Annotated in this window: 11 protein-coding genes; 7 read left to right on the top strand and 4 right to left on the bottom strand. The window is 68.4% G+C overall.

The genetic code is table 11. The features are described from left to right. Positions 1-153 precede the first annotated feature (153 nt). Both RN51_RS01160 and RN51_RS01155 read left to right on the top strand, forming a co-directional pair. Entirely contained in the window at positions 154-1,047 is an 894-nt protein-coding gene (locus tag RN51_RS01160) for a dihydrodipicolinate synthase family protein (protein ID WP_231579180.1), read from the top strand. Beyond that, positions 1,044-1,763, top strand: coding sequence for an SDR family NAD(P)-dependent oxidoreductase (locus RN51_RS01155; protein WP_045262210.1), 720 nt, complete (start codon positions 1,044-1,046; stop codon positions 1,761-1,763). The genes RN51_RS01160 and RN51_RS01155 overlap by 4 nt, the downstream gene beginning before the upstream one ends. Before the next feature lie 131 nt (positions 1,764-1,894). Here RN51_RS01155 and RN51_RS17880 read toward each other — a convergent pair whose 3' ends face one another. From RN51_RS17880 to RN51_RS01140, 3 genes are read right to left on the bottom strand one after another with little or no spacing between them, the layout of a single operon-like run. Then, a complete protein-coding gene (locus RN51_RS17880; protein ID WP_052674533.1) occupies positions 1,895-3,208 on the bottom strand; it encodes an ABC transporter substrate-binding protein in 1,314 nt (437 codons plus the stop codon). A gap of 51 nt (positions 3,209-3,259) precedes the next feature. Then, entirely contained in the window at positions 3,260-4,117 is an 858-nt protein-coding gene (locus RN51_RS01145; protein WP_052674532.1) for a carbohydrate ABC transporter permease, read from the bottom strand. Next, positions 4,117-5,055, bottom strand: a complete 939-nt coding sequence (locus RN51_RS01140) for a carbohydrate ABC transporter permease (protein ID WP_045262209.1) — start codon at positions 5,053-5,055, stop codon at positions 4,117-4,119. The genes RN51_RS01145 and RN51_RS01140 overlap by 1 nt, the downstream gene beginning before the upstream one ends. Before the next feature lie 228 nt (positions 5,056-5,283). Here RN51_RS01140 and RN51_RS01135 point away from each other — a divergent pair, with 228 nt between their 5' ends. Further along, entirely contained in the window at positions 5,284-6,087 is an 804-nt protein-coding gene (locus RN51_RS01135) for an IclR family transcriptional regulator (protein ID WP_045262208.1), read from the top strand. A gap of 84 nt (positions 6,088-6,171) precedes the next feature. Next, the gene (locus RN51_RS01130) at positions 6,172-7,332 is read left to right on the top strand and encodes a mandelate racemase/muconate lactonizing enzyme family protein (protein WP_045262207.1); all 1,161 of its coding nucleotides are present in this window, start codon (positions 6,172-6,174) and stop codon (positions 7,330-7,332) included. An 80-nt stretch (positions 7,333-7,412) separates the two neighbouring features. On the opposite strand, the gene RN51_RS01125 is transcribed toward RN51_RS01130, so the two are convergent. Beyond that, on the bottom strand, positions 7,413-11,381 hold the full coding sequence (locus RN51_RS01125) for a hypothetical protein (protein WP_156149057.1): 3,969 nt from the start codon (positions 11,379-11,381) through the stop codon (positions 7,413-7,415). 166 nt (positions 11,382-11,547) lie between these two features. On the opposite strand from RN51_RS01125, the gene RN51_RS01120 reads away from it, so the two are divergent. The 3 genes from RN51_RS01120 to RN51_RS01110 all read left to right on the top strand — a co-directional run bounded on the left by RN51_RS01120 (position 11,548) and on the right by RN51_RS01110 (position 14,875). Further along, complete coding sequence (locus RN51_RS01120; RefSeq protein WP_045262205.1) at positions 11,548-12,525, top strand: acetylxylan esterase; 978 nt, start codon at positions 11,548-11,550, stop codon at positions 12,523-12,525. A 92-nt stretch (positions 12,526-12,617) separates the two neighbouring features. Further along, complete coding sequence (locus tag RN51_RS01115) at positions 12,618-13,346, top strand: response regulator transcription factor (RefSeq protein ID WP_045262204.1); 729 nt, start codon at positions 12,618-12,620, stop codon at positions 13,344-13,346. Between the two features lie 26 nt (positions 13,347-13,372). Next, positions 13,373-14,875, top strand: coding sequence for a sensor histidine kinase (locus RN51_RS01110; RefSeq protein WP_045262203.1), 1,503 nt, complete (start codon positions 13,373-13,375; stop codon positions 14,873-14,875). Positions 14,876-14,888 lie beyond the last annotated feature (13 nt).

Raw genomic sequence — 14,888 nt, 5'->3', positions numbered from 1 at the left:
GGGTGGGTGGGCGACATCCGGGGCATCCTTCGCTGGTAGCTCGTAACCGTTATGTGGCAGACTATCTCACAATATGCATAACACTTGCGAGAAATGTGGACAGACGATGATGAAGACGGGAAACAGCTGATGGCTCCGACACTCCATGGCTTGATGCCCATCCTGGCAACACCCTTCGACGAATCGGGTGCCCTCGACCGCGCCGGCCTGCGTCGGCTGGTCGAGTTCCAACTCGCCTCCGATGTCGACGGTGTCGCGGTCTTCGGCATGGCGAGCGAGGGCTTCGCACTCACGACGGAGGAGCGACGGACGATCCTGGACGACGTCGTCCAGGTCGTCGACGGCCGGATCCCGGTGATCGCCGGCGTCAACGGCACGTCCACCGCGACCTCGATCGAGCAGGCGCTCCTCGCAGAAGAAGGCGGCGCAGACGCCCTCATGGTGCTTCCGCCGTTCATGGTCAAGCCGCCGGCCGCGACGCTCGTCGACTTCTACGGCGACGTGGCCGCTGCCACCTCCCTCTCCGTCATGGTGCAGGATGCTCCCGGCGTCACCGGCGTGGTGATGGCTCCGACCCTGATCGCCGAGATCGCCCGACTCGACGGCGTCGACTCGGTCAAGGTGGAGGCTCCGCCGACCGCACCCAAGGTCGGGGCCGTGGTCTCGGCGATCGATGACCCCGACTTCGCCGTGCTCGGCGGGCAGAACGCGCAGTTCTGCCTCGAGGAGTACGCCAGGGGTGCCGTCGGCACCATGCCCGCCTGCGAATTCCCCGACCTGCTCGGCCCCGTGCTCGACAGCTTCCTGGAGGGGCGCGTCGACGAGGCACGTGCCGAGTTCCGTCGTATGCTCCCTCTCGTGCTCATCGGTCTGCAGGGCGGCATCGCGTGGGCGGTGCACAAGGAGATTCTCGTCGCGCGCGGCATCATCGACCATGCGACGGTCCGCTACCCCGCGTCTCGCCTCGACGCCGGCAGCCGCGCGTCGGTGAAGCTCGTGATCGACGAGCTGGCCCTTCCTCCCATCCCCGCCACGGTGCGCGTGTGACCGGCCGCGGCGTGCTGCTGATCGGCGGCAGCTCCGACATCGGTCTCGCGATCGCCCGCGCCTTCGCCGACGGCGGGGACACCGTGGTCGGCGCAGGACCCGACCGTTCCGACGATCCCGTCTTCGCGCGGTACCTCGTCGCCGACTGCAGCCGCCCGGAGCACGCCGACGCCGCCGTCGCGGATGCGGAGCAGACTCTCGGCCGACTCGATGTCGTCGTACTCGCCGCTGGACGCATGCCGATCGCCCGCGCCGAGGACACGAGCGAGGAGGACTGGCGCGGCGCCCTGGGGGCCACGCTCGACTCGGCGTTCTTCGTGGCACGCGCGGCCCTTCCCCGCCTCTCCGCCGGGTCCTCGATCGTCGCGGTGACCTCCGTCAACTCCTCGCTCGCCGCCCCGGCCCTGGCCGCCTACGCAGCCGCCAAGGCCGGTGTGGACGGCCTCGTACGGCAGCTGGCGCTGGACTACGGGCCCCGTGGCATCCGCGTGAACGCCGTGCAGCCGGGCAGTATCTCCGCGCAGGACACGGGCGAGAGCGAGGGCTACCCGCTCGGACGCATCGGGCGCCCGGAGGAAGTCGCGTCCGTCGTGGCGTTCCTCGCCTCCGACGCGGCGTCCTTCGTCACAGGGACGTCGATCGCGGTCGACGGCGGCCTGTCGATCTCCTCCCCCGCCGCCTGGCTCAAGCCGGTGCTGCGAGAGCGCTGGCTCTGAGCCGCTCACCCACGAAGCAGGCCGCGTCCCGTTCCGGGGCGCGGCCTGCTTCGTCTCCTCCGGCCGTACTCGAATCGCGCGAATGGTTGCATCCCCGAGAAGAATGCAACCATTCGCGCGATTCGAGACGATCAGGAGTTGGCGTCGAGCAGCCCCTGGACTTCCTTCTTCAGCGCGTTGAGGCCGGCCTGCACCTCGACCTGCCCCGCGAGGATCGTCGCGACACCCGCGCCGATCGCGGCATCGATCTGCGCGGTCACCGCGACACGGTCCCACGCGGCACCGCGTGCATGCTCGGAGACCTCGGTGCGGAAAGCTCCCTGGAACTTGTCCGCTGCGAGGGCGGGGATCTTGTCCGCGACGCTCTTGGCGGCCGGTGCCACAGCGGAGTTCTCGTAGAGCGCGGTCGCCGCCTCGACGTTCGTCGCCGCGTAGAGGATGAAGTCGCGGCTCGTGAGCTCCCCCTCACCCGCCGTGGCGAACACGCCGCTTCCCCAGGCCCGGTTGAAGGAGTCCTTGCCACCGGCGGTCGGACGCGCGATGGCGCCGATGTTGTCGATGATGTTCTGCGCGGCGCCGTTCGTCTTGACGAAGGTCGACGCGAGGGGGGCATCGTCGTACAGCGCCGCCCTGCCGCTCGCGAACAGGATGCGGGCGTCGCTGCGCGCCACGTTGGTCTGCGTCAGACCGGCGTCCTGCAGCGACTTGTACCAGGTGACGGCCTTGACGCTCTCGGCATCCCCGAGGGTGCAGGTCAGGTCGTCGGTGACCACATCGCTGCCGAAGCCCCACATCCACGGCACGGCGTCCTTCAGATCGGGGTTCTTGGTGACGGCGGCGTACGGGATCAGCGAGGAGTCCTGCTTCTTGATCTTCTCGAGCGCCGTGGCGAACTGCTCCACGGTCATGCCCGACTTGATCCCGACGCTCTTCGCGATCTCGCCGTTGGTGATGATGCCGATACCGGCGGCCGTGAGCGGCAGCACGAGGAGCTTGCCGTCCATCGTGTACGAGTCGAGCACACCCTGCGGGATGCCCAGCCCCTTCGCCAGGTCGGAGAGATCGGCGAGCACGTTCATAGGGGTCAGCACCTGCCATCCGCCCGACTGTCCGACGCCCATGAGGTTGCCGGAGCGGCCGGTCAGGGCCAGCTGCGTGGCGGCCTGATCGTAGGGGTAGATGACCGGGGCGACCTTGACGCCCTCCTGCTTCGAGAAGCCGTCGAGGATGCCCTGCCACGCCGACTTCAGAGCCTCTTCGCCGAGCGAGTTGCCGTAGAAGTTGATGGTCTTGGCTTCGGTGGCTCCTGCGGCCGTGGCTCCGGCTCCGGTGCCGGGGGCGGCGGGGGTCGCACAGCCGGCGAGCGCGAGTGCGCCGAACGCCGCCAGAACGGTTCCGCCTCCGAGGAAGGCTCGGCGGCTCAGCTGCGAGTTCGAGATGTTCATGAAGACTGCTCCTTCGGGATGAGGGGTGACGAGCGGTGCTGCGGTGCGGCGCTATCCCTTGACCGCCCCGGCGGCGAGGCCGGAGACGAAATAGCGCTGCAGGAGGATGAAGATGAGGACGAGTGGGAGGGAGGTGATCAGGGACGCCGCCATGAGCGCGGGCCAGTCCGCGGTGCCCTCGCGGATGAACGCCTGGGTGAGACCCGCCGGCAGCGTCTGCTTGTCGGGTCCTGCGAGCGTGAGGGCGAAGAGGAGATCGCTCCAGCCCCGCATGAAGGCGAACATCCCGGCGGTGATGAGTCCGGGGACCACGAGCGGGAACACGATGCGGAACATCGTCCCCGTGCGCGAGAGTCCGTCGACCTTGGCGGCCTCGATGATGTCGTCCGGCAGCGCGTCGATGATGCCCTTCAGCAGGAACACCGCGAGCGGCAGCGTGAACGTCGTGAACGAGATGATCAGTGCCGTGTAGGTGTACAGCAACCCGGCCGAGCTCAGCATCAGGTAGAGCGAGATGAGCAGCAGCGCACCGGGGATCAGCTGGCCGATGAGGAACATGAACATGACGGCGTTGCGACCGCGGTAGCGGAACTTCGACAGGGAGTACGCCATCAGTCCGCCGACCAGGACGGCGAGCAGAGCGGTTCCGGTGGAGACGATGATGCTGTTGAGGAGGTTCTTCAGCAGCAGGTCGTTCTGGAAGAAGCCGATGAAGTTCTCGAAGGTCGGATCCACCGGGAAGAACGGACGGTCGAGGGAGAAGACGTCCTCCTTCTTCGTGAACGCGGTGGCCGTGAGCCAGTACACCGGGAGCAGGCCGAACAGCGCCAGCAGCAGGAGCAGGACACGTCCGGGGATGGACAGGTGGGGGCGGATGATCGACTCCCCCACATCGCGACTACGGCGCATCACTTCTCCAGCCGTCGGTTGAGGAACAGGTATCCGGTGGTGATGATCGCCAGCAGGACCAGCCAGAGCGTGCCCATGGCCGAGGCCTTGCCGAGCTCGTAGCTGCCGAAGGCCAGGTCGTAGAGGCTGACCGCGAGCGTCGTGGTCGAGTTGCCCGGCCCCCCACCGGTCATGACGAAGATCGTGTCGAAGTTGCCGAAGTTGTAGATGAACTCCAGCACCGCGACGAGGGTGACCGGGCCGGCGATGTGCGGCAGCGAGATGTGCCGGAACCGCTGTGCGCGGGTCGCGCCGTCGATGGTGGCGGCCTCGATCTGCTCGCTCGGCAGGGTCTGGAGCACCGCGAGGGCCACGACCATGATCCACGGGAACGAGTGCCACGTCTTGGCGATGACCACGGCCGCCATGGCGCCGGTCGGGGTGCCGAGCATGCTGACCTCGGGAAGGCCGAACACCGAGAGCACGTGGTTGACGACGCCGTAGCTGTCGTTGAAGATCCACGCCCAGAGGAAGGAGACGACCACACCGGGGAGCAGCCAGGGAAGCATGAGGGCTCCGCGCAGGATGTTCCGCCCGCGCATGCGGGCGTTCAGCAGCAGCGCCAGGGCCACGCCGAGCACGAGCGGGAAGATCGTGGAGAGCGACGCGAAGACGAGGGTCGTGCCGAGTCGGGCGAAGAACTCGTCCCAGACGGCCGCGTAGTTGTCGAGACCGACGAATGTGCGCTCCGGACGCAGGAGGGATTGATCGAACAGGCTTGTGAAGATGCTCGACACGAGAGGGAAGATCGCGATCACGAGGAACAGGAGGACCGCGGGAAGTGCGATCATGAAACCGAAGGTGCGATCCTTCGCGCCCAGCGTGGAGCGTCGCCCGGAGCGTGGCTCGACGGCCTTCTGCTCGCTCTCTGCGGGCCGCTCGAGTATGGCTTGTTGCATTGCAGTCACTTTCCAGTAGAGACGACCCCCGCGGGGCCCTGCGCGTCGTCGTCACAGTCGTCGACGTCGACGTGCGGCCAGTTAACCACAATGCGGATGCGAAATCCACAAAATGCATACGACACCCACATTTGTGTTGCTCGAAGCCATTTCTCTGAATAGGATGACTGGCAGCGGTGACCAGCCGCGACGTCGCCCACGCGGCGGCAGTACTGAGGAGGAGTGACCATGGCATCGGAATCGGTGGGCGGCACCCAGACCGTCGAACGGGCGATGTCGTTGCTCGCCTGCTTCACCGAGGAGTCGGGCGAGCTGCGGGTCTCGGAGCTCTGCACCCTCACCGGGCTCGGCCAGTCGACGGTCTCGCGGATGATGTCGGCGCTGGACCGTATGAAGTTCGTGGTCCAGGACCCTCGCACCGGTCTGTACCGCCTCGGCCCCGCTGCCGTCTCGCTCGGCACGATCGCCCTCAACGGCTCCCCCATCTTCCGCGCGGCGCGGCAGATCGCGCAGAACCTCGCCCGCCGGATCGAGATCGGTGTGAACGTCGCCGAGCTCAGCGGCTTCACCTTCATGTACCTCTGCAACTTCGAGGGGGCACTCGCACCGAAGTCGTTCGACATGGCGGGCCGCACCGGCCCGCTGCACGCCACCGGCATCGGCAAGGCACTGCTCTCCGGCATGACCGACGCGCAGGTGGACGAGTACTTCGCGCAGGCACCCCAGCGCTTCACGCCGCACACGATCGTCGACCGTGACGCCATGCAGCTCGCGCTCGACGAGACGCGCAGCCGCGGGTACTCGACCGAGATCGAAGAGCTCGCCTTCGGACGCGCCTGCATCGCCGCCCCGATCCGCAACCGTGCGGGAGAGATCGTGGCAGGCATCTCGGCGAGCGGCCCGCTGTCGGTGCTCGACCTGCATGCCCCACACCAGGAGCTCGCGCTCCAGCTGATCGAGGCCGCCGACGAGATCTCCGTCGCCCTCGGATACAGCCCCTCCCGCACCGCATCGGCGTTCGCGGCGCTCTGACGTCGGGCCGCAACGCAGGCCCCTGACCCCCGACCGCGGCATCAGCCGCCGGCCGCTCGCCCATACATGTCTTTGGAGACCCCTGTGAGAATCACGCGCGTCCAGACCTTCCCGCTCTACCTCTCGAAGGAGGAGGCGAACAACTCCTACGCGGGCGACACCGCCGTCGACCACCGCGGCTATGTGATCCGTCCGCCGTGGCGGAGCCTGTACTCCCCCGGTTACGAGACGCTGCTGGTGAAGATCGAGACCGACGACGGTCTGATCGGGTGGGGTGAGGCGCTCGCACCGGTCGCCCCCGTCGTGGTCGCGGCGATCGTGGACAACCTGCTCTCCCCGCTCATCCTCGGTGAGGACCCGCGTTCGGTGCGCACGCTCTGGCACCGGATGACCGAGTCGATGCGCGAACGCGGACACCTCACCGGGCATCAGGCCGACGCCATGGCTGCCGTCGACATCGCGCTGTGGGACCTCTGGGGTCACGCGACCGGGCTCTCGGTCTCGGAACTCGCCGGCGGACGCTTCCACGAGGTGCTGCCCACCTACGTCTCCGGCATCCGCGGCGTGGACGACGTCGAGCGCGCGGAGAAGGCCGCTGAGCTCGTCGAAGGCGGTGTGCGGCGCATCAAGCTGCACCTCGGCGTCGACATCCGCACCGACCTCGCCACCTACGACGCGGTGCGAGGTGTGCACCCCGACCTCGACGTCGCGCTCGACGCGCACTGGACCTACCGCCTCGGCGAGGCTCGTGCTCTCGGCCGGGAGCTCGACGACCGCAGGGCCTGGTTCTTCGAGGCGCCGCTCGCTCCGGAAGACGTGGAGGGCCACCGAGACCTCGCCGCCGCGCTCGCGACTCCGATCGCGGTCGGCGAGGCGATGCGCAGCCGCTTCGAGTTCACCGACTGGCTCACCCGCCGCGCCGTGGGTCTCACGCAGCCCGACATCGGCCGCACGGGCATCACCGAGGGCCTCGCGATCGCAGCGATGGCAGACGCCTTCCACGTGCAGGTCGCCCCTCACCACTCGGCGGCTTTCGGCATCGCGATGGCCGCCGGCGTGCACGTCGCGGCGAGCGCTGCCTCGCTTCTCGCGTTCGAGTACCAGCCGTTCACGCTCCCGGTCGCCAACCGCCTGCTCACGACACCTCTCGAGGTGCGCGCCGATGGCGGCTTCGTGGTCCCGACCGGCCCAGGCCTCGGCGTCGCGGTCGACGAGGCCGCGATCAAGGAGTACGTACGTCACTGACGCCGCGGTCTCCTTCGAATCGCGCAAATGGTCGCATCCGCCTGGCGGATGCGACCATTTGCGCGATTCGAACCGGGGAATCAGTCGCCGGTACGGACGAACTGCGCGGCGCTGACCCGGTGGATGCTGGTGTTGCGCACCTCGAGTCGCACCGTGCCCGTCGCACCGGCCGCGTAGCGGAACGAGCCCAGCGAGCGCCAGGCGGCTGCGCCCTGAGTCTGATCGACGATCACCTCGGAGCTGCCGTTCTGATGCTCCACGACGTAGGCCGCCGACGTCGTGGTCGTGGGGTTCGTCGGGTACCAGACCGAGACGCGGTAGAGCCCTGCCTGCGGGAGGTCGACGTTCCACGTCACGGTGCTGCCCACCGAGTCGGAGTCGCTGTACCGGGTGCGGGTGCCGTTCCATCCGGAGAGACCACTGGGGTACCAGTTCCCGGCCTCGAGGTAGCCCGGCCACGGTGACTGCGTGTGGGCGATCACGCCCTCGTCGGCGACGCGCACGAGCACTCCTCGTCGCAGGCTCTGATCCAGGCGTGCCTCGAAGCGGGTCGACGATCCCGGTGCGACACCTGAGCCGGCTGTCACCGTCCAGGTGTGGGTCAGGTCCGATCGAGGTGGCACGGTGATCGTCGTGCTCTGCTGCCCGACGCTCCACCCCGTGACGCCGTAGAGCGCGAGCGTGCCCTGCAGGGGCGTCACCCCGGTGTTGATGACGAGCGCGGTCAGCTTCGCGACGGCGCCCGGCCCGCTCACGATCTCGACATCGGAGGTGAGCGACACCAGCCTGCGCCGGTCGATCACTTCGATCGCTGCCGGCCTGAGCGTGACAGGGTCCTCGCCGGCGACCGTGAGCTTCGCCTTGACCTCGACCTCACCGAGCGGGGCGGCGGTGGCGATCACTGCGGCCGATTGCACGCCGGCGGACCCCTGAGCAGGGACGGAGATGCCGGGGACGGCGCCGTCGAGCTGCCACCCGGACGGGAGTGTGATCGCGACCGTGCCGGCGATCGGGTCATCCGTCGCGTTGCGCACTTCGATCGTCAGGGGCACGCGGTCCCCTGCGGTGCCCGTCGCCTGCGCGATGACGTCTCCCGCGAGGCCCGGATTCGCACCGCTGATCCGTGCGGGCAGCTTCAGCGTGACCTCGGGCGTGGTCGCTCCGCCGGAGGTGATCGTGTAGCGGAAGGTCTCGGTCAGGTCGTCGACCGGGATCGTCCACTCGAACGGGTATGCCTTCTGAGGCGCTTGCTGCACCGCCTGCCCGCCGATCCGGTACGACAACGTCGCCTGCTGTTCCGTGTCGATCTGCACGTACGCGTCGTACCCCTGCCCGTCGGGGCGCACCAGGAGCATCCCTCGTGCGACGCCGTAGTCGCTCGCCGGGTCGGAGTCGACCTCGTGGAAGCTGTCCGGCCCGTGATCGACGATGTCGTCGAACGGCAGCTCCGGACGCTGCACATCCACGTCACGCACCACGAGGGCCACCAGCCCGCGGGCCGGGACTGTCACGGTGACCCGTCCGCTGCTCGCCGCCCCGGTCGATCGGGTGCCGTTCGCCGTCACGAGCTCCACGGGAGTCGAGGAGCTGCGGGGCACTCCGGTGAGATCGCTCGAGAGGTCGACGACCACCTGCTGCGCGGTCCCGGCGGAGTTGGTCAGGCTGATGTACAGAGCGCCGTTGCCGACACCGCCGATCCAGTTGACCAACGGGTTGTCGACCGCGATGAGCCCCGCAGGGAAGTACGGCCACACACCGTCCTCGCCGAAGAAGGTACCCGGGGCATGGCCGTAGGCGAAGAACTTGAAGTACGCGAAATCGGCTTCGAACACGTGCGGGAACTCGATCGCCCCCGCACTCCGATAGAAGCTCTCGCTGATCAGGTAGTCCATCGCGAGGCCGAGCTGGGCCGGCGCGTGATGGAAGTAGTACCCCGTGATCCCCACCGGGCCGCTCGTGGCGAAGTCGGGCTTCATGTGCGCCACCTGGAACTGCCGCCCGTAGTAACCGGGGTACGTGGTGAATCGACCGATCACCATGTTGTGCGCGATGTCGGCGAGCAGCTCGTCTCCGGTGTGGTGCGCCAGCCGCAGCAGTGCTCCGGCCCAGCACGGGTTGAACACGTAGCCGCCACCGGGGTTCGTCAGAGTGCTGACACCGAGCTTGAACGACGACAATGCCTCGAACGTCAGACCCGACGGAGACACGTACCAGGCCGGCACCGTCTCGGTCGGCACGTTGGTGGTGGGATACGACGGGAGGGACGAGCGCGACTCCCAGTCGTACTGCTGCGTGATCACGGACCCGACCGGCACCGTGACCGTCGTGTCGGGCACCGGGCGCACGGCCGTCTGCGTGATGAAGCGCTGCACCTCGCGGTAGGCGCCGTCGAGGAACTCGGACTCCCCGGTCGCCTCGAACATCTCCAGCAGGTCGACCCAGTACTTCGAGAAGCTGTAGGCGAAGCCACCGGGCGGCTGGCCGTTGCTCCGATAGGGCGTGAGGATCTGCTCCTGCGAATACCGCCGCGCGATCAGGGTCGCCTCCGCGAGGTAAGCCGGATCCCCCGTGACCCGATGCGTCGCCAGCGCGTTCGAGAACGGGGCCCTGCTCTGCCCGACCACACCCGCTTTGGTGGCCTGCACCGCGAGTCGTTGGATGCCGGCGTTGCGCCCATGGGTGAGCTGGTACAGCGATGCGAGGTTCACGGCGTCGGTGGGGATGCGACCGATCCGGTACTGCGTCTTGTCGTTGTAGACGGGGCTGCCGATCATCGGAGTGTGCCCGATGCCCTTGCGGGAGAGCTGGTACTCGACGAGCGGCCTGGCACGGCGGTCGTAGAGGGTGCCGTCCGCGGTTCCGGTCAGGTAGTGCGCGGAGAGCACGACGCCGCTCGCCGCCGTGCGGACGGCGTCCTCGTTCTCGACGTCGACGAACCCCTTGGCGCGGTTCCACCAGCCCGAGTACGACGGCACGTAGTCGATGGAGTCGTCGCCGCTCGGCTCGACGGCGATCAGCTCCGCCATGGCGTGCACGGCGTCGGTGAGCGACCGGTCGTAGACGTTGTGCCGGTAGGCGGTGAGGCCGTACTCATTGCGGCACAGCTGGGTGTAGGTGCCGTACAGCGTGTCGGCGCGAGCGGCGAGACCGAAGGCGAACCCGCGCTGCTGGCCGACCGTCATCGCCGTCCGCAGGCCCGGCTGCGGCGCGTACATCGACGGCACGATGTCGAGGCTGTCGTTGCGCAGACTCATGCCGTACGGCTGCCGGTCCGACATCAGCTGCCGCTCGTGCACGAACTCGGCGACCTCCGACGGCAGATAGACCCCCGAGGTGACGGCGACGTCGCCGACCGCGTACTGGGTCAGCGCCATCGGTGCGAAGAGTTCCCACGCGCCCAGCGGCGCCGAGCCGTCGAGCACCGAGAGCGCGTGCTGGTAGGACCCGCAGAGCACCTCGTCGAGGTCGTCGATGGACCGGGTGTCCTGGCTCTGGTAGCCGACGATGTAGTCACCCGCGGTCTTGGCCGTGAGCACGTAGTGCGCCTCCGGGTGCGCGCCCTCCAGCCGCCAGCGGACCACCAGGTCGACGTCGTCGGTGCTGGTGGTCAGCTCGATCGCCTGTGGGCCGAGCACCTGGAACGACGTGAAGCCCAGCCAGCTCGGCGTGAGCGGGCCGTACAGTTCGGGGGCGCTCCCGGCCGGCAACGTGCCCTCCAGCACGAGCCACTGCTCGTCGAAGCGGCGTGCGGGGTCAGTGATCTGCAGCCATCCACCGTTGTGCTTGACCTCGAGGTCGCGGACGATCGTCGCGCCGCCGTCCCATGTCGCCTGCAGGAAGGTCATGCGATGGTTCTGCCCCACCAGCTGAGCGACCTGCGTGAACGCGAGGTTCGGTTTGTCCAGGCGCCGAAGAGCATCGGCATACACCCCGCCGGCGGTCGTGAGCTCGGTGGCCGCGGCGGGAGCCGGGCCACCCGGCGAGCCGAGCACCGGAGGGAGCACACCGGCTATCACGAGCATTCGCAGCACGGAGCGTCGGCTCCACATCAGAGGATTGTGTTCGGCACCGTCGCCAGGAGTTGCATCCATGATGCACATAATGCAATTCTCATGCGAGGATGTCAATGGATGCGCCGCACCGATCGCCCGAGCCCCGCCTGGCCGTCGGCACCGGTAGCGTCGACGAGGCAGCCCACCCGAAAGGACGCACGCGGTGACGCACACCCCTCCCGAGACCCCACCCGAGGAGATGACGGAGTACTCGCTGAGCACGCTCCTCACACCGCTCGATCCCCCCGCGGAGCCGTCGGACTTCGACGACTTCTGGAGAGCCTCCTTCGAGGAGTTCGGCACCGGGCCCGCGGCATGGGAGGTCGCCCAGGAGCACCCGGACACCCCGACGCATCGCGTCACCGAGATCCGCTTCCATTCCTCCGCCGACGAGACGGCCGTCGCGTTCGTCATGCTTCCGCACACCGCCGACGTGACCCGCCGAGGCCTCGTCGTCGGCCACGGCTACGGCGGCCGCACCGGCCCTGACCTCGAGCGCGTCGCCTCCGACACCGCCGCGATCTTCCCGGTCGCCCCGGGGACTCACGTCGGCACGAGCAGCCGGTTCCCTGCATCGCCCGACGAGCACGTGCTGGCGGGCATCGAACACCGCGACACCTATTCACACCGCTTCAGCGCCGCCGACATCTGGCGCGCGGCGACCGTGCTCCTCGAGATGGCCCCATCCGCAGCGGGAGCGCTCGACTTCAGCGGCGGCAGCTTCGGCGGTGGCATCGGCGCGATCGCCCTGCCGTGGGACGGGCGTTTCCGTCGCGCCGCGCTCGATGTCCCGAGCTTCGGCAACCATGACGTCCGCCTGTCACGGAGATGCACCGGGAGCGGCGAGGCCGTGCGCCTGCACCTCCGCGAGCACCCCGAGCACCGGCCCGTGCTCGACTACTTCGACGCGGCGATCGCGGCGCGGCGGCTGCGGCTGCCCGTGCACGTGAGTGCGGCCGTGCTCGACCCCGCCGTCGATCCACGCGGGCAGTTCGCGGTGTACCACGCCCTGTCCGGCCCGAAGCGCCTCGCGGTGCGGGCGGCGGGCCACCTCCCCGGAACGGTCGGCGAACAGTCCGACCGACTCGCCCTGCAGGACGGCATGGACTTCCTTGCGCTCCCCGACGACCGGCTCGCCTGATCGCCTCCTCTGGCCACCGCCTGCGACCGCCTCCCAGAGAATGCATAGCGTTCTCCATAGAAATCGCATAGGAGATTCCGCAGAATAGGGACATGACCAGCGACCTGCCTGAACTGCGCCGTCCTGATGGCTCCCCCCTGCGCATCCTCGCCGTCGACGACGAGCAGATGCTGACCGACCTGCTCGCGATGGCGCTGCGCATGGAGGGCTGGGAGGTGCGCACCGCCTCGTCCGGCATGGAAGCGCTCCAGGTCGCGCGCGAGTTCGAGCCCGATGCCCTCGTGCTCGACATCATGATGCCCGACCTCGACGGCATGTCGGTCCTCAAGCGGCTCAGGGATGCCGGCAACCTCGTCCCCGTGCTCTTCCTCACGGCCAAGGACGCCGTCGGCGACCGCGTCGCGGGACTCACCGCCGGCGGCGACGACTACGTCACCAAGCCCTTCAGCCTGGAAGAGGTGATCGCCCGCCTGCGGGCGATCATCCGACGCACCGGCCACGCCACCGCTGACGACGGCCAGTCGATCCTGCGCGTCGCCGACCTCACCCTCAACGAGGACAGCCACGAGGTCGTGCGCGACGGCACCGAGATCGAGCTCACCGCGACCGAGTTCGAGCTGCTGCGCTACCTGATGCGCAACGAGCGCCGGGTGCTCTCGAAGGCGCAGATCCTCGACCGGGTGTGGAGCTACGACTTCGGCGGCAAGTCATCGGTCGTCGAGCTGTACATCTCGTACCTGCGCAAGAAGATCGACGCCGGACGCACGCCGCTGCTGCACACCGTCCGCGGCGTCGGCTACATGATCAAGGCCCCTCAGTGAGCTCGGCGACGACGATGAGACGGCCGATGAGCCTGCAGACACGGCTGATGACCGCCGTGATCGGGTTCGTCTCGCTGATCCTCATCATCGTCGCCATCATCACCAGCGCGACGCTGGGCAAGACCATGGAGGATCAGCTCGACCAGAAGCTCTCCAACAATGCGCACCAGCTCGTCCGTGTGACCGAGGCGTTCCCCCCGTCGTCCGCCACCGCGCAGAACGTGCTCGCGAACAGCTCCGCCCCGCCGGCGGGTGTGCTCTTCGTCGTCTCGAGCCCTGTGACCGGCTTCAGCGGCGTCGTCGCGAAGACCACGGACGGCGATTCGCTCGCCGGGTCGCTGCAGACGCTGAGCGGCGCCCAGCTCGCCGAGATCGCCGGCGCGTTGAAGGACTCCTCTGTCGCCTCCGTCTCCATCAGCGACGTGGGCTCGTACCGGGTGATGGCGCTGCCGACGAACAACGGGGTCATCGTCGTGACCGGTCTCCCCCGTGACGACATCCAGAACCAGCTCACGCAGCTCCTCACGGTGATCGCGCTCGCGACGATCGGCGGACTGATCCTGCTGGCGCTCACCACGGCGATCACGATCCGCGTGAGCCTGCGCCCGCTGCGCGCCGTCGCGACGACCGCGACCAGGGTCGCGAACCAGCAGCTCGATCGCGGCGAGGTCACGATCACCGAACGTGTTCCCGCCTCCGAAGCCGACCCGCGCACTGAGACCGGGCTTGTGGGCGCTTCGTTGAACAAACTGCTCGATCACGTGAACACCTCACTGGCGTCTCGACAGAAGAACGAGGAGCGGATGCGCCGGTTCGTCGCCGATGCCAGCCACGAGCTGCGCACACCGCTCGCCTCGATCCGCGGCTACTCGGAGCTGTCGCTGCGAGCCCTCCGCCAGACGAAGGAACCGGCCGAGCGTCCCGAGGTCATCGAGAGCACGACCTCCTCACTCGAGCGCATCCAGGCGCAGTCGCTCCGGATGACGAGACTCGTGGAAGATCTGCTGCTGCTCGCCCGCCTCGACGAAGGGCGCGAGCTGGTCTACGGCACGGTCGACCTCACCCAGCTGGCGCTGGAGGGACTGTCGGATGCACGCCCGACGGCCGTGGATCATCACTGGAAGATCGACGTGCCCGACGAGCCCGTCACCATCCTGGGAGATGCGGGACGCATGCATCAGGTCGTGGCCAACCTGCTCGCGAACGCCCGCACCCACACGCCGGCGGGTACCACCGTGACACTGAGCGTCGCGCAGGAGGGTGACCAGGCGGTGCTGCGGGTGCACGACGACGGTCCTGGGATCGATCCGGCGATACGAGACGAGCTGTTCGCCCGTTTCGCCCGCGGAGACAGCTCCCGCGCTCGCCAGACCGGCGGCACGGGTCTGGGCCTCGCGATCGTGAAGGCCATCGTCGAGGGCCACCACGGCTCCATCACGGTGGACAGCGAGCCGGGGAACACCACCTTCAGCGTCCGCATCCCGACAAACCCGGCAGCACCTTCCGAGGCTGAGAGCCCGGACGCCTGACCCCGCGCCGCGG

Source organism: Microbacterium oxydans (genome assembly GCF_000956405.1).
Classification (GTDB): Bacteria; Actinomycetota; Actinomycetes; order Actinomycetales; family Microbacteriaceae; genus Microbacterium; species Microbacterium oxydans_C.
This window is presented reverse-complemented; position numbering and strand designations above follow the sequence as displayed.